A 23,172-nucleotide genomic window follows, 5' to 3' on the forward strand; every position below is an offset into this window, starting at 1 on the left:
ATATGACGGCATTTAAAACTCTCGGACAATTTATTATTGAGCGGCAAAAAGACTTTCCTTACGCAAAAGGCGAGCTTTCCCGGTTGTTACGTGATATCGGGATAGCAGCCAAAATAGTAAACAGGGAAATTAATAAAGCCGGTTTGGTAGATATTTTAGGAGATGCCGGTTCGTCCAATATTCAGGGCGAATCACAAAAAAAGCTGGATATTTATGCTAACGAGCAGTTTATAGCAGCCTTAAGAAGCGGAGGAGAGTGCTGTATAGTTGTTTCGGAAGAAAATGATGAATACCTGGTTATTGATTCGGATATTTCAAAAGAAGCAAGCTATGTTGTTGCACTTGATCCATTAGATGGTTCATCCAACATTGATGTTAATGTAGGCGTAGGAACCATATTTTCTATTTACAGAAGAAAATCAGAGAACGGTAAATCATCTACCAACGAAGATGTATTACAACTTGGTACCGAACAGGTGGCTGCGGGATATGTTATTTACGGGTCTTCAACCATGCTGGTTTATACTACGGGGAAAGGTGTTAACGGCTTTACCCTTGATCCATCCATCGGAGAGTTTTGCCTTTCACATCCTAACATGACTGTGCCGGCAACAGGAACAATTTACTCTATAAACGAGGGTAATTATATCCATTTTCCGGATGGGGTAAAAAAATACATTAAATACTGCCAGGTAGAAGATCCTAATACTCAACGGCCGTATACTTCCAGATATACAGGATCGATGGTAGCGGATATACACCGAACCTTAATAAAAGGTGGTATCTTTATCTACCCTCCTACTACCGGTGCCAAGAAAGGGAAACTACGGCTTATTTATGAATGCAACCCGATGGCATACATTGTTGAACAAGCAGGGGGCAAGGCATCAGACGGATACAAACGAATTATGGAGATTGAAGTAAAGGAGTTGCACCAACGCTCTTCCATATTCATCGGCTCAATGGATATGGTACTCAAAGCTGAAGAATTTATGGCATCCTTTTCACCGAAATTGTTTGTAAAATCGTTTGAAGGAGAAGTTAAAATTCAATAAGCAAGTCAAAAATGCAATAGCGATCAGGTTAAGCAACAGTTTTTTGTAAAGCTGCCTTCACAATTTAACGCTTTAATTGCAAGTTAAAAATACTGGATAAAACTTAAATTTGAAGTATCACCAGACAATAAATGACGAAAATTGTTTTTTCGTTTGAACTAAAATTGTCATTTAAATGTCATGAAGTGTGAAATTCTTTACAACTATACGTGTTACAAATACACACAATTTTATACGTTTAAACAACAGAATAGGCACTTTTGAACTATCTAAGCTTTTAGTCTATATCTTTAGATAAAAATTAACGGTAATTTTTAATATAAGACCACGTTTCGAGGGCTTAATTAAAAATTATAACATGCAAAAAACAAAATCCTTAAAAAAAATGACTCTTGGCAGTTTGGCATTGAGTACGCTTATCCTCATTGGAAGTTGCTCCAAAAATGCAGAGACACCAGCAACCGTTCCAATTAATGATTTAAACGCCAGCGCAAGCTTGGCAACAACAGCCACAACTCCCACCGTTTACACGATGGACGTTGCTTCGATCAGGAAAGACGAAGGCTACTCTTACAAAGTTAGCCCTATTTCCGTAAGCGGAGATTCAAATTCACAGCCAACCGTATCAACACTTAAAGTTTACGAAAACGGTGTTGCATTAGGCCCGGCCCACTCAGTTCACGCTGACATCAGGGACCTTGGTAAAGGTCGCTTCAGTCACTGGGAAACTGGATTGTACTTTTCAACTTCCGACAACAGCAGCCCTCTGACAAACGGAAGAAAGTACACTTACACTCTTACCGGAACCGCAGGCAGCGGTACAACTACCCCACCCGCTTCAAGCACCCCGGTTACCACACCAGCATCCGGCTCTGTATTAAGTACAGTATTAACCGGTTACGCTGCCGTTAACGGAACTACAACCGGCGGTAAAGGTGCATCCGCAGTAACTGTAACCACACTTGCCGGGTTCAAAAATGCAGTAGCAGGAAATGCGGCCAAGATTGTGTATGTTTCCGGAACAATTAGCGGATCAGGTTTAACTCCTGTGTATGTTGGTTCAAATACCACCATCATTGGTAAAACCGGCGCTGTTTTACAGAGCATGAACCTTTACCTTTTCACCGTTAGTAATATCATCATTCAAAACGTTACGTTTAGAAACTATGTAACCGAATGTGGTATATACGTTAAATTCCAATCACACCACGTTTGGATTGACCATTGCGATTTTGCTACAGATCGTAGCCATGGCTGGGATTACTGGGGTAAAGACGTCGGTGTTGCAGAAGGTTCTGACTACGTAACCATTTCATGGAACAAATTCCATGACACCAACCTGTCAGTGCTTATTGGTTCGGTAACAAGCGATGCAGTTGCAGCCAACACAGGCAAATTACACGTTACCCTGCACCACAACTACTGGTATAATGTGGGTGAAAGGGAACCAACACTGGTATTCGGAAGTATCCACATGTACAACAACTATCACTTAAATAATAGTGGTTATTCAATAGGTGCACGATACGGTGGTATGGTAAGGACAGATAACGAGTATTTCTCAGGCTGTCAAAAACCGCTTACTACTAATTTAGATGGCGACCCTGTAGGCTATTTCAGCGGGGTATCAACCAATATTTATTCTAATTGCGGTGCCAACAATATTACCACATCTTTATCAACCTGGGTGCCGTCATATGCTTACAGCACACTGCTTGACGCTGCTGCAAACGTTCCGGCAGTAGTAACAGCAGGAGCAGGTGTTAAAACAGTTAATTAATTAATTTATTCACCCCCAACTTAAGTAAAAGGCTGCTTTTATGAATGATCATAAAAGCAGCCTTTTACTTTTTTGTTTACACAAATTACGGTGTAACATTAATTGTGAGATATTGGAATTTGGTTTTCACTCAGATATTGAACGTTAACTGCGGATGCTAACCTTTTCTTCATGAAAGCCACAATAGTATCTGTATACAAATTGGCCCCCCTGCTGTTTAAATGTGCCCTATCCGAATAATACTCCGGATTTTTAAAGGACATATCATTCGTAAAATCATGAAAAATAACCTTATTGATACTACAAATACTTTTCAATTTTAAATAAGAATTTTGCTTGGTATCATCGTTATATCTTGGCGATACAAAAACAAACAACTGGATTTTTTGCCGCTTACATTTGGTTATAAGTAAATTCAAAGCATCCACATTATCAGCAGCTATACTATCCGAGTATGGTTTAAGTGAAGTATGTTTTGAAACTCTGCTTGCATCCATTTTATTATCTAAAGGGTTAAAACCCATAATTGTGTTACCCGATGATAAAAAATAATGCTGAAATATGGAAACTACCTGGCCATTGTAACGGTAAGTTTGAAGATAGCTTTTTAATAACTCCAGCCGCCCTTTCTTTTCAATCACATTTCCAATAACGTCCGATTGTTTTAAATAAGGCAGCAAAATGGAAAGCCTGTTTTTTTCATCTTCCTTTTCGCTTAATACATCACTGGTAACGTCTAAAACAATCACTTTAGGTACATGACGCTGCAATGCCAGCTCAAATATGGCGGTACTGTATAAAAGCCCTTCTCCGTCCCTGCCTCCATTGAAACAGCTTAGTTTCAAGCTATCCTTTATAAGCGACGAGTTATAGTGGTGTGAAGCCCTCGAGCTTCCCAACACCAACACATCCTCATTTAAACTATAAACCACATGATTAGCCACAGCATATTCGCCCGAAACCTGGTGTGTAAAAAAATAATAAAGGCAAGCGCCAGTTACCTGATCAACGGCAACAAAAGCTGCAAGCACCATAAACAACCTAATAAAGAACCTATTGTTGTTTCCTTTTAACTGCTTCATAGTTTAAAATTGAAAATAAATGAACTGCCCCCCGTCAAAAACACCAAATAGGAGGATGATAAAAACCAATCCCAAATAGGAAGCCATCCGGATCCCCCAATTTTCGCTATGCAGAAACCGCAATGAGTGAAGGCCGTATTCCTGCTTTAATTCGTAAAAAAACAAGGCAGCAATAGCCATAAAATCATACAGGAAGTAAGCTGGTTCGCCGATGAAGAAACCTGGTTTATAAACAAAAATCCCTTTTAACAAGCCCCAGGCCTGCTGTAACGACACAGCCCGAAAAAAGATCCAGCTGATAGTAACCAGTATAATTGTAAAGGATATATTTAAAAAGTTGGCAAATCGCCCGCTGCCTAAGCCCAGTTTACCCGCTGTTGCGGCCCTCCACTTCTGCGTTGCCATCCCGCAGATCAGATAAAAACCGTGTAAAGCCCCCCAAATAATAAACGTCCAGTTGGCGCCATGCCATAAGCCGCTTATCATAAAAACAGCAAATAAGTTTAAATACAACCTGCCCCTGCTAACCCGGTTGCCTCCCAACGGGATATACACATAATCTTTAAACCAGGTTGAAAGGGAAATATGCCATCTGCTCCAAAACTCGCTTATACTTTTTGCAAAATAAGGCCGCTTAAAATTTTCCATTAAATTAAAACCCATAACCTTTGCGCTGCCAATGGCTATATCCGAGTAACCTGAAAAGTCGCAATAAATCTGGACGGCAAAAAACAGTGCAGCAAGCACAATTGTAGCAGATCCGTGTTCTGGATAATTACTAAAAATAGTTTTTGTGTATATAGCTAACCTATCGGCAACAACAACCTTTTTAAAAAAACCGATCAGCATCCTTTTTAGCCCTTCAGAAACATCCAGAGCATTAAAACGGTGCACAGCTTTGAACTGAGGTAGCAGGTTTTGAGGCCGTTCTATTGGCCCTGCTACTAATTGGGGGTAGAACATAACATATAAGGCATAAATACCAAAGTGACGTTCGGCCTTTTGATGGCCGCGATAAACCTCAATGGTATAGCTCATAGCCTGGAAAGTGTGAAATGACAATCCAATAGGGAGCAGGATCTGTAAAAAAGGAATCGGGTTGGTGTACCCCATCCAATATAATATACCCGATAAATTGGCATTAAAAAAATTAAAGTATTTGAATACCGCCAATACACCAATATTTGCAGTAAGGCTCAGAATTAGCAAAAGTTTTTTCTTTTTAGGATCATTAACTTTTTCAAGATAAATCCCGGCTGTATAATCAATAATTATCGTAAAAAACAGGATAAGGATGTATATGGCCTTAAAGAACATATAAAAATAGCAGCTTGCTGTAAGCAGCAGCAGCCATCTGAATTTATGAGGTACCAGGAAATATAAAACTGTTACCACCGGAAAAAAAAGAAGAAAAGTAAATGAGTTGAATATCATTGTCAGGTTCTTTTTGGTTAATTAAACCTAACTTAAAATAAAATGATATAAAATAGCAGGGCCTCAATCGTATATCATTCTGTAAAATCACGCAACAAACTTCACAGCCGGAACCATTTAATAACCTTGCAAAATTAAGAAGATCTTCATAGGGAAAACCGGTGTAATATCTGTATCCCAACTGTTTTATACAAAATGACGCCTTAACCGCGTGCTACAATGACACAGGCAACTAAAATGTGAACTAATTTATATCCTTTTACAGTTTAAACGTGTAAAACGGCGTCTTATTTACAATTTCCGGGCAATTGAACAGGGCTCATACTTTATTGATAATCAATTAAATAATTTTACTTACCAAGTAACATATAAACTTATTTTATTATTTAAAGCCTTAAAACTATGTGCGGAATTGTTGGTTACATCGGATCGAGAGATGCGTGGCCCGTTGTCTTAAACGGCCTCAAACGATTAGAATATCGTGGTTATGATAGCGCCGGTATTGCTATTATAAATGGTGATGGTTTCAATGTATATAAAAAAACCGGAAAAGTGGCCTGTCTTGAGGAGCACACGGCTAACAAGGATAAAAGTGGCCATATTGCCATTGGGCATACCAGGTGGGCCACACATGGTGTCCCGTCTGATGCAAATTCGCACCCGCATAGTTCAAATGATAACCGGCTGCATATTATTCACAATGGCATTATCGAAAACTATCTGATACTTAAGGAAGAACTTCTTGCCAGGGGGCATACCTTTAAAAGTGAAACAGATACCGAAGTCCTGATCCATTTAATTGAAGAAATTCAAAATATCGAACAAACAGATTTGTTAGAGGCTGTCCGTTTAGCTTTAAATACTGTGATAGGTGCTTATGCCATTGTTATCCTGGACAGGGAAAACCCGGATCAGCTGATTGCCGCACGGAAAGGCAGCCCCTTGGTTATTGGTGTTGGCGAAGGTGAATATTTTATCGCGTCAGACGCTACCCCAATTATCCAATACACTAAAAACGTAGTGTATTTAAAGGACAACGAAATAGTACTCGTGAAACCCAGCGGGCTTTTGATAAAGAAACTGGATAACGTTGTACAAACCCCTTTGATCCAGGAACTGGAATTAAAGCTCGAATCATTAGAGAAAGGCGGCTTTGAACATTTCATGATGAAGGAGATCTTTGAACAACCCCGTTCAATACGGGATTGTATGCGCGGCCGCATTTTCCCGCTTGAAGGAAAAGTGGAGTTAGGAGGTATTAAACAATATACAGATAAGCTTAAAAATGCCGAGCGCATAATTATTATTGCCTGTGGTACCTCATGGCACGCTGGTTTAACGGGCGAATACCTTATTGAAGAATATGGGCGCATTAAAGTAGAAGTTGAATATGCTTCCGAATTCAGGTACCGTAACCCAATAATTACCGAAAAGGATATCGTGATCGCGGTATCACAATCGGGCGAAACAGCCGACACATTAGCCGCCATTGAAATAGCGAAAGAACGGGGCGCGACAATCCTGGGGATTTGCAACGTTGTGGGATCTTCAATTCCACGTATCACCGATGCTGGGGTTTACACCCATGCCGGACCTGAGATAGGTGTAGCATCGACCAAGGCCTTTACCGCACAGGTTACTGTTTTAACTTTAATAGCATTATATATAGCGCAGCACAAGGGTACCCTAACGCCGGCCAAGCTCACTAACTTATTAACAGAACTTGATACCATACCCGATAAAATACAAACGTTGCTGCAGGATAACGAATTGATTGAAGACATTGCATCCAAAATAAAAAATGCGCCTAACTGCCTGTTCCTTGGCAGGGGCTTCGGCTTCCCGGTTGCGCTGGAGGGTGCCTTAAAATTAAAGGAGATCTCCTACATCCACGCCGAAGGCTACCCCGCCGCCGAAATGAAGCACGGCCCCATCGCGTTAATTGATGAGCAGATGCCGGTGATCTTCATAGCTACAAAAAACTCATCTTATGAAAAAGTGATCAGCAATATACAGGAGGTTAAGGCCCGGAAAGGAATAGTGATAGCTATTGTTACCCAGGGCGATGTCAAAGTAAAAAACATGGCCGATTACTGTATTGAAATCCCCGATGCCGACGAAGCTTTTTTACCATTGCTGGCTACTGTCCCGTTACAACTTCTTGCCTATCATATAGCCGTAAAACGAGGCTGTAATGTTGATCAGCCCCGTAACCTGGCTAAGTCAGTTACGGTAGAATAATTTGCAACAATTGATCCAAACAAACACAAAAAAGCAGGCCTGAAAACCTGCTTTTTTTATGCGATACTCTCCGTAGTTGTAACCCTTATTATATGAAAATGTTGCTTAAATACCGTAAATAAGACACTTTTTTCTCAACCCTTTACACATGTCCGCTTTACCGCTTTACATGTTCTGTGAAGACTAAGATACATGTTTACAAAAAAGTGGCAATCGACTAAAACCGTATACTATCAATACCCAAATAGATAAATTTGATTAACCAAATAAACCAGTTCAAATAGTTCCCTAAACTCTTTAAACTATTGATGATGAAAAAAATTAATATATACTGTTTCATTACAGCACTACTTTTAATAACAGGCTGTGCCGGGAGCCGTAATCTCGTTTATTTCAGTGACATGGCAAATACCGGCGCTGTAAATAACAACATAGGCGGAGCAGTGATCATTCATCAGAAAGATATTTTGAGCGTTACCGTTAACAGCTTAAATCCTGAATCAAACCTATTATTTAATGGCAACAAGAATGCGGGATCTGGTGTTCCGTTAACCAAAACCGGATACAAAGTAAATGAAAATGGTTTTGTGAGTTTGCCATTGGTAGGCGACTATAAAATTGAAGGGCAAACCATAGAGGAAGCCCAGGTTGAAATAGCTAAAAAGTTAGCTGCATTTGTTAAAAGTCCGGTAGTTGATATCCAACTTTTGAATTTTAAAATAAGTGTAATAGGCGAGGTTAACAGGCCATCAACATTTACCATAACTGATGAAAATGTAAACTTACTTGAAGCTTTGGGTATGGCGGGAGATATGACAGTTTACGGAAAAAGACAAAACGTACTGGTGATCCGCACCGAAAACGGGCGCAGAACAATGAACAGGCTTAATCTGAATAAGATAGAATCAATGGATTCTCCTTATTTCAACCTTAAACAAAATGATATCGTGTACGTAGAGCCGGATAAGTCAAAGGCGGTTGAGTATAGCCAAAACACACGGTTAGCGCCAATAATTGTTGCCTCGATTTCGGCACTGGCCGTATTGGCGGCAGTACTTTTAAAGAGATAAAATACAGTTTTAAAGATACCTAACATTGGTTGATATGGATAGCAATTTTATTTTAAGGGAGCCTTTACCAGGCAACAAGTTCAGGAGCAACATTATGCCATATTTAAATGGTTGGTATTTATTCCTGATTAGCATGGTTATTTGCTTAGCTGCTGCATGGGCATACTTAAACTACGTTACCCCATTGTATAAAATAACAAGTACCCTCCAAATACCGGACGATAAAAAAGGCGACGGCATTTTAAAAGCTACCGCATTCAGCGACCTAAACATGTTCCAGGAAACCAAAACGGTAGATAACGAAATGGAGGTGCTGCGTTCAAAAGATCTTATCTATAAAGTATTCAAAAAACTCAACATGGAAACCGCTTACTTTGATGAAAGCGGCATTACAACCAAAGAACTTTATGGCGATGAACGGCCTTTTAATGTTACTGTACAGCGCCTCGGCAAAACCGCATATTTGAAAAAGCTGTACCTCCAGCCGTATACGCAAGACAAATTTTTGCTCAAAGAAGAAAATAAAACATGGATCTATAATTATAACCAAACGATAGATCACAAGGATTATTCATTTAAAGTAGAAAAAGGTCCGGCCCGTGCTGATGGTGAAACCCCTATCCTCATCCAATTTAAAAACTTAACCAGGCTGGCAGCCGCTTATAGTGCAGGATTACTGCAGGTTAACCCCGTTATTAAAGAGTCAAACACATTAACTTTAAGCCTGGTTGATGCAGTGCCGGAAAGGGGTGTTGATATCCTAAACAATATCATATCTACTTACAACGCCGAAAATGTTGTTAAGAAAAACGTTACCGCGGTAAACACGATATTATTTATTGATAAAAGGCTTCATGATTTAGAGCAGGACCTGTCATATACTGAAAGTGATATCGAAACTTTCAAACAAAGGAATGGAGCTGCTGAGATCAACGCAAGCACACAGGTAAACCTGACAAAATCTGCAGAGTATAATCAGTTAATTGAAGAATCGAACACTCAATTGAGTATAGTGAAATCCATTGAGACGTATCTAAGAAACTCGGCTAACCAATATAATGCTGTACCCAGCACTATGGGATTAAAAGACCCGGCATTAAACGCGTTGGTTAGCCGTTTCAATGATATGCAGTTGGAAAGAAACCGGATGCTTAGCAGCGCAAACCTTGCCAACCCACTTGTTCAAAACCTGAGCAGCCAGATAGCCACACTTCGTGTAAACATCATGGAAAACCTGAGTAATATCAAAAAGGGTTTCTCTATCGGCCACAATTTACTCAGGGAAAATTCTGCCCAATATGATTCGCGCATCCGTTCGGTTCCTTCAATTGAACGGGGGTTGTTACAACGCAGCAGGGAGCAGGGGGTAAAAACCAACTTGTACCAATACCTGCTGCAAAAAAGAGAGGAAACAGCTTTGTCTCTGTCAGCTACAATTCCTTCATCACAATTGATTGATAAGCCTGCTGCTAACCCTATGGCCGAATTTCCCAAACAACAGCTTACCTATTTGTTCGCTATCATAGCCGGATTGTTCTTACCCGGGGTTTTCATTTTCCTGAAAGACAAATTCAGCCTGAAAATCAAGGATCAATCAAGCCTGCTAAATATAAAAGGAGTAAAGATCCTGGGCGAATTATGCCACAATTACGAAGACAAAAACTCCGTAGTGATATCTAACGGAAGCAATACCAACATCTCAGAACTATTCAGGTACATCAGGAGTAATATAGGTTTCCTGAACCAGGGAACACAGCATAAAACCATGCTGGTTACATCGTCAATGAAAGGCGAGGGCAAAACCTTTTTCAGCATCAACCTCGGGTTAACGCTTGCGATGCTCAATAAACGAGTATTAATTATGGAGTTTGACCTGCGTAAGCCTGATTTGCTTAAAAACATCAACATGGAGCAAACCTTAGGTATAAACGACTTCCTGACCGGTGACACTAATTCGCCAGCCGAATGTGTTCAGCCTTACAACGGCTCGGAAAACCTGTTTGTAATGGGCAGTGGGACAAAAGCCGTAAACCCGGCCGAAATGCTGGCCGATAAACGGCTCGACCTGTTATTTAGCTGGTGTAAAACTCAATTTGATTACATCGTGCTTGATACCTCGCCGGTTGGTGCTGTTGCTGATGCTTTTAGCCTGGCTAAATATGCGGAATTGAGCATTTATATTGTACGCTATAACTATACAAACACTGAGCAATTGACCATTCTGAGAGATATTTATGATAATGACAAACTAAATAACCTAATGGTAGTGTTTAACGATGCGAAGAAAGAAAACCGCCAGGCATATGCATACGGTGGCTATGGGTACGCATCAGCTTATGGTAGTTAATAAACACCATTTTCACAATAGCAGAAAGTTATACCATTATTTGTGTTATAAATTTTAATCAGGCTGTTTTATTAAATGCGAGGCTCCATGTGACCGGATTGGCGGAGCCGCAAGCAACCTTAAGTTGCAACTGTTATGAACCAATTTACCGGGCAAAACCGGAGTACTATTATAAACCGAGTTCGACTATTTTTTTACTTACCGCCTAACCATGTGACTGGATTGGCGGAGCCACGGACACCGTAAGCTACTGGCTATTTCGCCAATAAAAACTGGTAAAACCGGGGATGTTATTGTAAACCATTAGTTCAACTATTATTTCAATTACCGCTACACCATGTGACTGGGATGGCGGAGCCACAGGCAGCCTAAGCTGTAGCTGTGATAAACCAAATAACCGGATAAAACCGGGAGTATTAACCATATAGTTCAAGTGTTTTTATTTACCGCCTAACCATGTGACTGGACTGGCGGAGCCACGACCAACACAGCTTGAGGCTATTAGAAACCAGAAAACCAGGTTAATAATTTTCAAATACTATGCTTCTGCATAAACAATCATCACTCTGCCTGTGTGAGTGAGTTGGCGAAGCTATAGTAGATAGTCAGTATCCCGATCCAACTTTATTCATTTTATGGAAACCCAATTAAGAGCACCGCAATTTCGCATGACAAACTATCGTGAAAAAAAATGGCTTGTAATTTACACCAAGCCCCGATGGGAAAAAAAGGTGGACAAGCTTTTAAAGCAAAATGGCATTGAATGCTATTGCCCGGTCAGAGATGTAGTCAATCAATGGTCGGACAGGAAAAAGGAGATTAGTGTCCCCCTGTTTAGCTCCTACGTATTTGTTCATGTTGATGCCTACGAGCAATCAAGGGCACTCTACGTAATGGGGGTATTAGGTTTTGTTTACTATATGGGTAAACCCGCCATAGTGAGAGACAACGTGATAGATGAGATCAGGACAAACCTGATGCATTATAAAGACATGGAAATTGTAAGCTTGCAAAATCTCGCTATTGGTGATACGGTTAAAATAAAAGATGGCGCTCTTGTAAATCAGATGGGTAAAGTGCTGCAGATACAAGGTAAAAATGTGTTAATGGTTTTTGAAACCATCAATTGCGCCTTAGTAACACGCGTTTCAATCCAAAACTTATCAGTTCATAACATCAGCGAAAATCATGAAAATTGAGAATTATCAACCTAAATTAGGCATTATCGGTCTTGGTTATGTAGGCTTGCCCCTGGCAGTTGAATTTGCGAAAAAATACAAAGTCATTGGCTTTGACATTAACTTAAATCGCATTAATGAACTAAAATCAGGTATTGACCACACCCTTGAGATCGACTCCGAACAACTGAACGCAGTAATTACCCCCGTTTGTACAACCGCAACTGGGTTATACGTTACTGACGAGGTTGAAAAACTAAGGCAATGTTCTGTATACATTGTCACAGTGCCCACCCCTGTTGATAAAAACAACCGGCCAGATCTTTCTCCGCTTATAAGTGCCAGCCGGGTTGTGGGCAAGGTTTTAGAAAAGGGTGATATCGTGGTTTATGAGTCTACAGTATACCCGGGGGTAACCGAAGATGAGTGTATGCCTATTTTAGAAAAAGTATCAGGGCTAACCTATAATGTAGATTTTTTTGCAGGCTATTCACCTGAACGAATCAACCCCGGCGATAAATTACACACCGTGTCAAAGATCAGGAAGATCACCTCTGGCTCAACTCCTGAAACCGCCGAAACCGTGGATAAGCTTTACCAGTCAGTTATCACCGCCGGTACATTTAAAGCCCATTCAATAAAGGTAGCTGAAGCTGCCAAGGTAATTGAAAACGCGCAACGAGATATCAACATCGCGTTTGTAAATGAGCTGGCGATGATCTTTAATAAACTGGGTATTGATACACACAAGGTATTGGAAGCGGCTGGTACCAAATGGAACTTTTTAAATTTCAGGCCGGGTCTTGTTGGGGGGCATTGCATAGGAGTTGACCCATATTATCTGGCTCAAAAAGCCCAGGAAGCAGGCTATCACCCCGAAATTATTTTGGCTGGCCGGCGCATTAACGACTCGATGGGCGGCTACGTTGCCGATCAGTTTATTAAGCAGATGATTTGCCGCGGCACTTCAATAACCGACAGCGAGGTACTGATACTTGGCTTCACCTTTAAAGAAAACTGTCCCGATGTAAGGAATACCCGGGTAATTGATATCGTAAAACGATTGAAGGAGTATAAAGTAAAAGTACACATTCATGACCCCTGGGCCAACGCGGCACATGCTAAAAAAGAATATGGCATTATCTGCGAAAACGGAGAATCAAAAACCCGCACCTACGATGGGGTTTTACTGGCTGTTGCCCACGATGAGTTTAAAAAATTGGATGTAAAAGCGCTTTGCAAACCCAACGCCGTTTTGTACGATTTGAAGGCCTTTTTACCTGAAGATGTTGTTAACGCCCGGCTTTAAAAATTATGAGCTATAAACAAAGAGCCGTATCAGGCATAGTATGGGCGTTGTGGCAGCAACTAAGTTCAAAGGTGGTGAGCTTTGGCATATCCATATTTCTTGCACGGATCCTGGAACCTTCACAATTCGGTTTGTTAGCCATGCTGTCGCTTTTTATTTCAGTAGGTAACAGCCTTTTGGATGGCGGCCTTACAGCTTCATTGATCCGCACTACCGATGCCAATCAACGCGATTACTCAACTGTTTTCTATTTTAACATCATTGGCAGTAGTATCCTTTATTTATTGCTCTTTTTAACAGCGCCGCTCATTGCAGCATTTTATCATCAGCCGTTATTAACTTCAGTAGTACGTGTATACACTTTAATTTTGATCATAAACGCCTTTTTTGGAGTACAAAGCACACTACTGGTCAAGGACTTGAAATTTAAAAAACAAACTAATATTCAAATCCCTTCGGCCATTGGCGGCGGTATATTAGGCATTATACTTGCAAAATTAGGATACGGTGTTTGGAGCCTTGTGTGGATGGGATTATGCACATCATTTTTATCAACAGCTATACACTGGATTACATCAGACTGGAGACCGGCGTTAATATTTGATAAGGCGTGCTTTAAAAAACATATCCACTTTGGTTACAAAATGACGCTGTCAAGTTTAATTGATACTGTTTATCAAAATATCTACCTGATCATCATAGGTAAGTTCTTTTCGGCAGCACAGCTTGGCTATTACAGCCGGGCCGACTCGATAAGCCAGCTGCCCATCAGCAACATATCGGCAGCTATAAATAAAGTTACCTACCCCATGTTCGCGGAAATATCAAACGACCCGGTGCAGTTAAAAAACGTTTATAAGCGGCTTATGCAGCAGGTGGTATTTTGGAATGCACCGGCGCTTATACTACTGTGTATAATTGCCAAGCCACTGTTTCACATCCTGCTAACAGACAAATGGCTGCCCGCTGTTCCGATTTTCCAATTATTGTGCATAGGCGGCATCATGTACCCTTTGCACTCGTACAACTTAAACGTGTTAAAAGTAATGGGACAAAGCGCGTTGTTTTTAAAGTTAGAAGTGATCAAAAAGGTTTTGAGCGTTATCGGCATACTGTGCTTTATTCCTTTCGGTATTTATGGCTTATTATACTTCCAGTTGTTTTTTAATGTGATAGCATACTATATCAATTCCATTTACAGCGGACGCCTAATTAACTACCCCGTTACGGAACAGGTAAAAGATATTTTACCAACAGTAGCTTTAGCCGGAAGCATCGGCCTCTGCTGTTATTTTCTCGACAAGCTGCTCATTAATGATTCTTTCATCCCTACTATGCAAATTGGCATATTACTCATAGTTTTTACTGCGGTTTACTATGGTGCCAGTTTATTAATTAAGCTTTCTGCAATTAAAGATTTTAACCAATTAATCCTAAAAAGATGATTCCTGTAACCAAACCATTTCTCCCCGCCGAAAAGGAGTTCAGAGCTTATGTTAAAAGTATTTGGGAAAGACAATGGCTCACCAACAATGGCCCCCTTGTAAACACCCTCGAGTTAAAGTTAAAACAATACCTGGGTGTTAACCATATGCTGTTTGTTACAAACGGGACAATAGCTTTACAACTGGCTATTAAAGCGCTTAATTTAAGCGGGGAGATCATCACAACACCGTTTTCATTTGTGGCCACTACAAGCACTATTGTTTGGCAGGGCTGCGAACCTGTATTTGTAGATATCGATCCGGGAACACTGAACATAGACCCTGCCAAGATCGAAGCAGCCATCACGCCAAGAACATCAGCAATTTTGGCAACCCATGTATTTGGTAACCCCTGCGATATAACAGCCATACAAGCTATCGCCGACAGGCATAATCTCAAAGTAATTTATGATGCAGCACACTGTTTTGGTACATTTTATAAAAACCGCTCCGTATTTGAATATGGCGACATCAGCGTAACCAGCTTTCACTCAACCAAATTATACCATACTATTGAAGGCGGCGCTGTGTTTACCCAGGACCCGGAACTATTAAGAACCATGGCCCTGATGCGTAATTTTGGATATTCGGGGGTTGATACTTTCTCTGAAGAAGGTATCAATGCAAAAAACAGCGAATTTCATGCAGCTATGGGCTTATGCAACCTGCGCCATGTTGATGAAATACTTAAAAAAAGAAAGTACTTGTATGATCAATACCTGCAACGCCTGAGCAATTTGAATGTCCAGTTCCAAAAACTTGAAAATGAGCAGGATTATAATTACGCTTACTTTCCTATAGTTTTTGAAACCGAAGCATTAATGCATCAGAGTAAAGCAAAACTTGAACTGGCACAGATTTATTGCAGGAGATATTTTTATCCGTCGCTGTCATCATTGCCGTATGTAAAAAAACAGCCGATGCCGGTTTGCGATTCTATTGCGTCGCGTGTGGTTTGCCTCCCGCTGTACCATACGCTGTCACTTTCAGATCTCGACCTCATTTGCAGGCTATTACTTCGCGCGCAAAACTTCGACAACGACTTTAAACCTAAACATTTTGGCAGCCTGGTTACAGATAAAATCGAATCTGAAATAAACGTAACGGCAGTGAATGTAAACGGATCAGTATGAATGGTGAAGCAATAATGGTAAGTATTTGCTGTATTACTTACAACCATGAAAAATTTATAGCCGAAGCTATCCGAAGCTTTTTGATGCAAAAAACCAACTTTAAGTTTGAGATCATCATTGGTGACGATTGCTCGGCAGATAAAACCCAATCAATAATTAAATTTTATTCAGAAATCTATCCGGGTAGGATAAAGCTTGTGGCCTCCCCTACCAATTTAGGTACGCATAAAAACTTAATTAGTTGTATTACACAATGCAAGGGTAAGTATATAGCACTTTGCGAGGGCGACGATTACTGGATAAACGAACATAAGCTGCAAAAACAGGTTGATTTTTTAGAAAACAATGCCGATTTTGTTATTTGCTGTCATTATCACAAAGTAATAAACTCCAGCAATAAAACACTTTATGTACATCCTAACCCAACACCGCTGGTGCATACATATGCCGATTTGCTGGCCGGGAAACAGGAAGAAACCAAAACAGCAACTGTGGTTTATCGTAACATTCCCGAAACAATACAACTGTTTTCTGTACCCTGGTTTTTTGAATGTTTTGCCGGCGATAAAATGTTCAAATTATGGGCTACTCAGAACACCGGCGGCAAAATTTATGTAATACCTGAGGTAATGAGTTGTTACCGCACTCACGAAGGTGGTGTATGGAGTATGATCAATGCAAAAGCGCGCACGGAAATGGTTATAAGTGATTTCAACCTGATCATAAAAAACTTCACTTATTCGGCTATTGCTAAAAAAAAACTTTTGCTGCTCTATATTAAACGCTATCTCCTATTTGAATTACAAAACAAACGGTTTCGCAAAGCTTACGATACACTAAAATACCTGCTTTAACAGACAGGAACTTAACACCACAATGAAAATACAAGCCGCATCCTTTTCAAAGCCCGTTCTGTTTTTCATCATACCATCGCTTAAAGGCGGAGGAGCAGAAAGAGTTATTATATCGCTTGCTAATTATTTTAACAAAAACAATTTCCAGTCGGTACTTATTTCCTTAAACAATGATGTCCCGGCGTATGAGATCGAAAAGGGCGTTAAAGTATTTTACCTAACAGATCGTCAGAAAAGTAGGTCTGTAGATAGAGTATACCATATCGTTGAAACCTTTTTTAAGCTTATAAAGCTGTTGCGCACAGAAAAACCGGCTTGTGTTTTATCATTCATTACCTCGGCCAATATCTGGACAGGGATCACCTGCTGGTTAACCCGCGTACCTTACATTGTTTCAGAGCGCACATCGCCTGACAGGAGTGTTAACAGCTTTAATTATTTACATAAGCACCTGGCTTTAAGTTTGTATAAAAAAGCGGCGGCAGTAGTAGTTAGTGCTAAAGGAGTTGAAGACTGCCTGCTAAAAGATACAGATTTTAGGGTTCTTAACAATATCCAGCGCATCACTAACGCCGTTACCCTTTTCCAGCCATCTTCTGATGAAAAGGTGCATAACCGCAGGTTCATTTTAGGCGTTGGCCGCCTGGCTTATGTAAAAGGGTTTGACATCCTTATTGAAGCTTACGCAAAAACCGGTCTTGAGGATATTGATCTGATCATTATAGGTGATGGCGAAGAGCGGGCAAACCTGGTTGCCCAGATCTTCAATCATGGATTAAAAGAAAGAGTGCTGCTACCAGGCAGCCGGAACAACCTACAGGACTATTATAGCCAGGCCGAAATGTATGTACTACCATCGCGCAATGAAGGCTATCCTAACGCATTGGTTGAGGCTATGAGCTTTGGATGTCCATCTGTTGCTTTCGATTGCAATTTTGGACCTTCAGAAATCATCGCCAATAATGAAAACGGCATATTAGTAAACAATGGCTCAGTAGCCGGTTTAAGTGATGCTATGTTGAGCCTTGCAAACGAACCGGCTTTAAGAAATGAGCTTGGAATTAAAGCTCGCATCATATCACAAACCAACCACCCTGATAAAATACTGGGTGAATGGGAGACTCTGATTAAAAAACATGCTGCTTCATCAGTGGTCCCTGCTCAATTAACAAGCAGCCAACCAGCTTTGTAACCCCCTATCAAACTGATATTATGTTACGGTATTTAATTCGTTTAGATGATTTGTGCCCAACAAATAACCTCGCTAAATGGGAACGTTTTTTCACCCTGTTTGACAGGTATGGCATAAAACCAATAATAGCTGTTATACCTGCCAATAAAGACCCTAAATTAAAGGCATGCGGCAATTTTAACCCTTACTATTGGCAATTGGTGCGCGAACTCCAAAATAAAAATTACGTGATAGGCATGCATGGTTTTGATCATTATTACATAAATCATAACTCAGGTTTGCTTAAGATGAATAAAAGGTCGGAGTTTGCCGGAGTACCATTGCAAACTCAAAAAGAGAAAATAAGAAAAGCGGCTGAAATTTTCAAGCGCGAAAATATCCATCCAACGGTTTTTATCGCTCCGGCACATACCTTCGACCGCAATACACTATTAGCGTTACATGAGTACACTAACATCAAAATAATTAGCGACGGATTGCTCAGATCGCCCTACATGAGGTTTGGATTTAACTGGGTTCCTGTTCAACTATCTGAAGTTGAACAAAAAACAAAACATACCTGGACATTCAATTACCATCCTGAAACCTGCCCGGCCAAATCCTTTAAAGAGCTTGAACTTTTTATAGAAAAGAACCATCACCTTTTTGTATCGCTTGATAGTTTGGATTTTTCAAACTACACGCTGGCAAATGCCATTTACGAAAAATATAGCATTTATAAAAGGTTAGCCCGCGATTATGCTCAGAAAATGATCGCTTTTATGGAACGGATCCCTGCCGGAAACTAAAACTATTAAACCCGATATGAAAATTCCTTTTGCCCCCCCATACATTGACCAGGCTGTTATAAACGAGGTTATGGATACGCTTAACTCGGGCTGGATAACCACAGGCCCTAAAGTAGCCGCCCTTGAGCAACAAATGAAACAGCTTACAGCTACTGATGCAGCTGTTTGTGTAAACTCATGGACATCCGGAGCCATCCTGATGCTAAAATGGTTTGGTATAAAAGAAGGCGATGAGATTATTATCCCTGCCTACACCTATTGTGCAACTGCATTGAGCGTGTTACATTGTGGTGCTATCCCGGTTATTGTTGATGTGTACAATGATTGCTGCATTTCTACAGATGCCGTGGTTAACGCCATAACCCCAAAAACCAAGGCCATTATTGCCGTGGACATAGCCGGCTGGCCCTGTGATTATGAGGAGTTAAAAGCTGCTATCAATAAACCGGAAACTAAAAAGCTGTTTGTTCCGGAAAGCCCGAAACAAAATATTTTAGGCAGAATCCTGTTAATTGCCGATTCAGCGCACTCAATAGGTGCAACCATACATGAATTACCGGCAGCAAGGTATAGTGACGTTTCAATTTTTTCCTTCCACGCAGTAAAGAATGTTACCACGGCCGAGGGCGGTTGCATCTGTATTAACCTCCCCTCCGATTTCAACCCAGCCGATGAATACCGTTATTTAAAGCTGTATACCCTAAACGGCCAAACCAAAGATGCTTTCACCAAAAGTAATGGCGGCGGCTGGAAATACGATATCCTATTTATGGGCCTCAAGATCAACATGCCCGACATTTGCGCAGCAATAGGCATTGGCCAGCTCAGGAATTATAATGATAAGCTGCTTCCCATGCGTAAACGTGTTGCAGCTATATATTGCGACAGTTTTAAAGCAATGGATTGGTTTATTGAACCAGCTTTAAAAAATGAACAGAGGGAATCCTCATATCATTTGTTTGCACTTAGGGTTAAAGGTATAACTGAAACCCAACGCGATCAGATCATTGATTTGATCATGAGCGAAGGGATAATGGCCAATGTGCACTTTACACCGCTGCCCATGTTAACCCTTTTTAAGGATTTAGGTTATGATATATTAAAATATCCATCGGCCTATTCACTTTTTGCTAATGAAATCTCACTCCCAATCTATCCACAGCTTTCTGACGAGCAGTTAGATTTCATCGTCACAACCGTCATCAATTCGGTTAATGCTGTATTGGAAGAGTGTAAGGAACCTGCAAAAGTTGAATTATAGATACCATTATGCTTAAACGACATTTTGATATCGGCTTTTCAGTTATAACGCTGATAATTCTGATACCTCTGTTTCTGTTGATAGCAATCGCTATTAAAATTAACTCAAGAGGGGGCGCATTTTATAAACAAGCCCGGGTTGGAAAAAATGGCGATGAGTTTAAACTCTTCAAGTTCCGTACCATGTATGTAGATTCAGACAGAGCCGGATTATTGACAATAGGAAGTAAAGATTACCGGATAACCAGCGTTGGTTACTGGCTCCGAAAATATAAACTTGATGAACTGCCGCAATTGCTAAATGTGTTAAAAGGCGATATGAGCTTTGTTGGCCCACGCCCCGAGGTAAGGAAATATGTTAATATGTATACCCCGGCCCAGTTACGGGTGCTGAGCGTAAAACCAGGCGTAACCGACTGGGCATCTATTAAATACTTCGATGAAAACGACATCCTTGCTGGCAGCGAAGATCCGGAAGCGATGTACATCAGCGTGATCGTCCCTTCAAAGATCAGTAAAAACCTCGAATACATTGACAACCAGGGTATTTTAATGGACGTCAAAATTATACTATCCACAATAAAACGGATTTTTCAATAATATCAGAACCACTTTATTATGCTGCTTAAAAAGAGCCTCTTTTATAGTTTAATGTTCTTCTATCTGTATACACTTGCCTTTGGCATTTTCATGACAGATACATTAAGGATCCCTGCACCTGTAATTTTTTGCATACTGCTATTTTTTGTACAAAAACCCATATTAGATTTTGGTTATTACAACGAGCTGATAATTTTTGTTATAGGCGTTTTTTTTTACCAGGTAGTAGGTATGAGCAATTATATCGGCTTTTTTGCCATACTCCTTACAGTAATACCCTGCGCGCTATACTTTAATTATTTTGTAGGCTCAAATAAATTACGCTATTATTCATCATTGTTGATGTTCTTTTTCCTGCTGGCGGGCTCAATGGTCATCATGGTGTTGGATCACAGTATGGCCGGCATTATTGATCCGATAAGGAGTATGTTACTTGGTGAGCCGGTAAAACAAAGTCCTTCAGGTTTGGCTGTAACTCAATTTAACTTTGGATACCAGGTTGTTTCACTTAGCACATTTGCCTTTATTGCATCATGTACCACCAGGCAATATCTAATAGTGAGGGTTTTAGTTTTAGCGGCCTGTGTTATTTGCATTTATCTTGGTATGAACAGGTCTGCATTTATAAGCTTCGGCATTGCTGTAACCTTGTTTCTATTCATTTATTATCGCTACAAGGCAGTTTTCCTGGTCGCAGCAACAGTGATCATATGTTTCGGGCTATACACTTATGTGTTAAAAGACAACATGGATGAGAAAAACAACATCTTATCCAAAAACCAGGCTAAACAAGCCAATGATTTTAACAGGATCAATATGGCGGCCGAAAATCTTAAAATATTTGCAGATTATCCTTTCGGCCTTGTATTTTATGGCAAAACGTGGGATGAGGTAACGTATCGAAACCCGATGTTTACATTCGGCTTATCATCGCACAATGCTTACCTGATGTTTATAACCCTGCTCGGCCCATTTTTAGGACTTGGCATACTATGGGCCATATATTATAAAACTGTTCGCCTGTTTTGGCAAACCATCAAAAATGTAAAACATAAAGGGAATGCAATTTATGTGGCTTTATTCTTTTCATTCATAGCAGTTTCGCTAAACGCGTTATCACATAACGGATGGTTAATGAGTGTTGATGGCCCTACTCTATTCATTTATTTTGCAGTATTACACCATAGCAAACTGAAAGATCCCATAATTCAGGCCGAACCAGTGCAGGAAGAATTAGCTGTTGCTTAAAACTTACTTCTAATCTTTAGTTTATAATGAGAAAGAAAATTTTCCTTATCCTTAGTTCGCTTGGTGCAGGTGGTTCTGAGCGCGTTTACTGGCTGTTGTCTCAATATTTCAACAAACCCGACTATGAAGTAGTTGTAGTGCTTTTGAATGGAAACGAATGCAGTTTCTCAACAGAAATAGCAGGTATAAGGTTTGTAGATCTGGGAACAATAAAAGCTTCGCGTTCATTTTTTAAGCTTCAAAAACTTTTGAAAGATGAAAAACCATATGCCGTTTTCTCAACTACCGATCATATCAATATCCTGGTAGCCCTTGTTTCCATATTAATTAAAATACCGAATTTAATAGCCAGGGCATCCAATAATCCGCAGCAAATGAGGCAGTTTTATGGATTTAAAGCCCGCTTTTACAATTACTTTTCAAGGTTTTTATTTGTTCGCTTTAACTCAATTGTTTGCCAATCGGAAGAAATGAGGCAATCAATAGCCAAACTATATAACATCAACTTAAATAAACTGATAGTTATTCATAACCCGGTTATTACAACAGATGTTTTAAAACCTAAAAACAACATTTCCGGCTTAAAAAGGCTTATTGCAGTTAACCGCCTGATCAAAGAGAAAGGATTATTTCGTCTACTGGAAGTAATGAAAGCGTTGCCACAAAACTATGTTTTAACTATTGCCGGTGATGGCCCGCTGATGGATACATTAAAAGCAGAAGCAGAAAATACCGGCATTAAAAACCGTGTAGTGTTTACTGGCGAGATCAGCAATGTTACAGAAGTTATAGCCAAACACGATGTGCTGGTTTTAAGTTCGTTTACTGAAGGTTTCCCCAACGTGGTACTTGAATCCCTATCGGTTGGCGTACCTGTTGTTACATTCAGGGTTGGCGGGGTAAATGAACTGATAAGAGAAGGCTTTAACGGCTTTATAGCCGAGCAGAACGATCTGTGCGAGCTACGCCACCAAATTATCCGCGCATGCAATCAAACCTGGCAGCATCCCAATATCAAAGCAGATATCATTGAACGCTTTGGGCTTAATAAAATAGGCCAGGCATACGAAACGCTGCTTGCTAATTAAACAAACCATTAACCATATTACTTTTTTAT

General features: G+C 40.3%; 19 protein-coding genes. 16 read left to right on the forward strand and 3 right to left on the reverse strand.

The genetic code is table 11. The features are described from left to right. Positions 1 to 2: 2 nt before the first annotated feature. Positions 3 to 1,055: a class 1 fructose-bisphosphatase gene (fbp, locus tag AC1DUD_RS09115; protein WP_477373791.1), complete on the forward strand. Its 1,053-nt coding sequence runs from the start codon at positions 3 to 5 to the stop codon at positions 1,053 to 1,055. A gap of 358 nt (positions 1,056 to 1,413) precedes the next feature. Then, positions 1,414 to 2,835, forward strand: a complete 1,422-nt coding sequence (locus AC1DUD_RS09120) for a pectate lyase family protein (protein WP_477373793.1) — start codon at positions 1,414 to 1,416, stop codon at positions 2,833 to 2,835. A 98-nt stretch (positions 2,836 to 2,933) separates the two neighbouring features. Here the strand turns inward: AC1DUD_RS09120 and AC1DUD_RS09125 are convergent, their stop codons facing one another. Together AC1DUD_RS09125 and AC1DUD_RS09130 are read right to left on the reverse strand one after the other, a co-directional pair. Then, positions 2,934 to 3,917 carry a hypothetical protein gene (locus AC1DUD_RS09125; protein WP_477373796.1) on the reverse strand — a complete coding sequence of 328 codons (984 nt, stop codon included), beginning with the start codon at positions 3,915 to 3,917 and terminating at the stop codon, positions 2,934 to 2,936. Between the two features lie 3 nt (positions 3,918 to 3,920). Beyond that, positions 3,921 to 5,351 (reverse strand): MBOAT family O-acyltransferase, encoded by a 1,431-nt coding sequence (locus AC1DUD_RS09130; RefSeq protein ID WP_477373798.1) that lies wholly within the window; start codon positions 5,349 to 5,351, stop codon positions 3,921 to 3,923. A gap of 402 nt (positions 5,352 to 5,753) precedes the next feature. Here AC1DUD_RS09130 and glmS point away from each other — a divergent pair, with 402 nt between their 5' ends. The 3 genes from glmS (at position 5,754) to AC1DUD_RS09145 (ending at position 11,009) form a co-directional block, all read left to right on the forward strand. After that, positions 5,754 to 7,592, forward strand: coding sequence for a glutamine--fructose-6-phosphate transaminase (isomerizing) (glmS, locus tag AC1DUD_RS09135; protein ID WP_477373800.1), 1,839 nt, complete (start codon positions 5,754 to 5,756; stop codon positions 7,590 to 7,592). 311 nt (positions 7,593 to 7,903) lie between these two features. After that, positions 7,904 to 8,662, forward strand: a complete 759-nt coding sequence (locus AC1DUD_RS09140; protein ID WP_477373802.1) for a polysaccharide biosynthesis/export family protein — start codon at positions 7,904 to 7,906, stop codon at positions 8,660 to 8,662. Positions 8,663 to 8,696: 34 nt separating this feature from the next. Next, positions 8,697 to 11,009 carry a GumC family protein gene (locus AC1DUD_RS09145; RefSeq protein WP_477373804.1) on the forward strand — a complete coding sequence of 771 codons (2,313 nt, stop codon included), beginning with the start codon at positions 8,697 to 8,699 and terminating at the stop codon, positions 11,007 to 11,009. A gap of 247 nt (positions 11,010 to 11,256) precedes the next feature. On the opposite strand, the gene AC1DUD_RS09150 is transcribed toward AC1DUD_RS09145, so the two are convergent. Further along, entirely contained in the window at positions 11,257 to 11,433 is a 177-nt protein-coding gene (locus tag AC1DUD_RS09150) for a hypothetical protein (RefSeq protein ID WP_477373806.1), read from the reverse strand. A gap of 211 nt (positions 11,434 to 11,644) precedes the next feature. Between AC1DUD_RS09150 and AC1DUD_RS09155 the strand changes: the two genes are divergently transcribed. From AC1DUD_RS09155 to AC1DUD_RS09205, 11 genes are read left to right on the forward strand one after another with little or no spacing between them, the layout of a single operon-like run. Then, a complete protein-coding gene (locus AC1DUD_RS09155; RefSeq protein WP_477373808.1) occupies positions 11,645 to 12,208 on the forward strand; it encodes a UpxY family transcription antiterminator in 564 nt (187 codons plus the stop codon). Continuing rightward, a complete protein-coding gene (tviB, locus tag AC1DUD_RS09160) occupies positions 12,198 to 13,496 on the forward strand; it encodes a Vi polysaccharide biosynthesis UDP-N-acetylglucosamine C-6 dehydrogenase TviB (RefSeq protein ID WP_477373810.1) in 1,299 nt (432 codons plus the stop codon). Before AC1DUD_RS09155 ends, tviB begins: the two co-directional genes overlap by 11 nt. A 5-nt stretch (positions 13,497 to 13,501) precedes the next feature. After that, positions 13,502 to 14,941, forward strand: coding sequence for a lipopolysaccharide biosynthesis protein (locus tag AC1DUD_RS09165; RefSeq protein WP_477373812.1), 1,440 nt, complete (start codon positions 13,502 to 13,504; stop codon positions 14,939 to 14,941). Next, positions 14,938 to 16,113 carry a DegT/DnrJ/EryC1/StrS family aminotransferase gene (locus AC1DUD_RS09170; RefSeq protein WP_477373814.1) on the forward strand — a complete coding sequence of 392 codons (1,176 nt, stop codon included), beginning with the start codon at positions 14,938 to 14,940 and terminating at the stop codon, positions 16,111 to 16,113. Before AC1DUD_RS09165 ends, AC1DUD_RS09170 begins: the two co-directional genes overlap by 4 nt. After that, positions 16,110 to 16,967 carry a glycosyltransferase family 2 protein gene (locus tag AC1DUD_RS09175; protein WP_477373817.1) on the forward strand — a complete coding sequence of 286 codons (858 nt, stop codon included), beginning with the start codon at positions 16,110 to 16,112 and terminating at the stop codon, positions 16,965 to 16,967. Before AC1DUD_RS09170 ends, AC1DUD_RS09175 begins: the two co-directional genes overlap by 4 nt. Positions 16,968 to 16,989: 22 nt before the next feature. Next, a complete protein-coding gene (locus AC1DUD_RS09180; RefSeq protein WP_477373819.1) occupies positions 16,990 to 18,159 on the forward strand; it encodes a glycosyltransferase family 4 protein in 1,170 nt (389 codons plus the stop codon). Positions 18,160 to 18,179: 20 nt separating this feature from the next. Beyond that, the gene (locus AC1DUD_RS09185; RefSeq protein WP_477373821.1) at positions 18,180 to 18,947 is read left to right on the forward strand and encodes a DUF2334 domain-containing protein; all 768 of its coding nucleotides are present in this window, start codon (positions 18,180 to 18,182) and stop codon (positions 18,945 to 18,947) included. A gap of 16 nt (positions 18,948 to 18,963) precedes the next feature. After that, positions 18,964 to 20,208 (forward strand): DegT/DnrJ/EryC1/StrS family aminotransferase, encoded by a 1,245-nt coding sequence (locus tag AC1DUD_RS09190; protein ID WP_477373823.1) that lies wholly within the window; start codon positions 18,964 to 18,966, stop codon positions 20,206 to 20,208. Between the two features lie 8 nt (positions 20,209 to 20,216). After that, positions 20,217 to 20,807 (forward strand): sugar transferase, encoded by a 591-nt coding sequence (locus AC1DUD_RS09195; protein WP_477373825.1) that lies wholly within the window; start codon positions 20,217 to 20,219, stop codon positions 20,805 to 20,807. 18 nt (positions 20,808 to 20,825) lie between these two features. Then, a complete protein-coding gene (locus AC1DUD_RS09200) occupies positions 20,826 to 22,055 on the forward strand; it encodes an O-antigen ligase family protein (RefSeq protein ID WP_477373827.1) in 1,230 nt (409 codons plus the stop codon). Positions 22,056 to 22,081: 26 nt separating this feature from the next. Beyond that, entirely contained in the window at positions 22,082 to 23,143 is a 1,062-nt protein-coding gene (locus AC1DUD_RS09205; protein ID WP_477373829.1) for a glycosyltransferase, read from the forward strand. Positions 23,144 to 23,172: the final 29 nt, after the last annotated feature.

This window comes from Mucilaginibacter sp. P4_A11 (assembly GCF_056402535.1).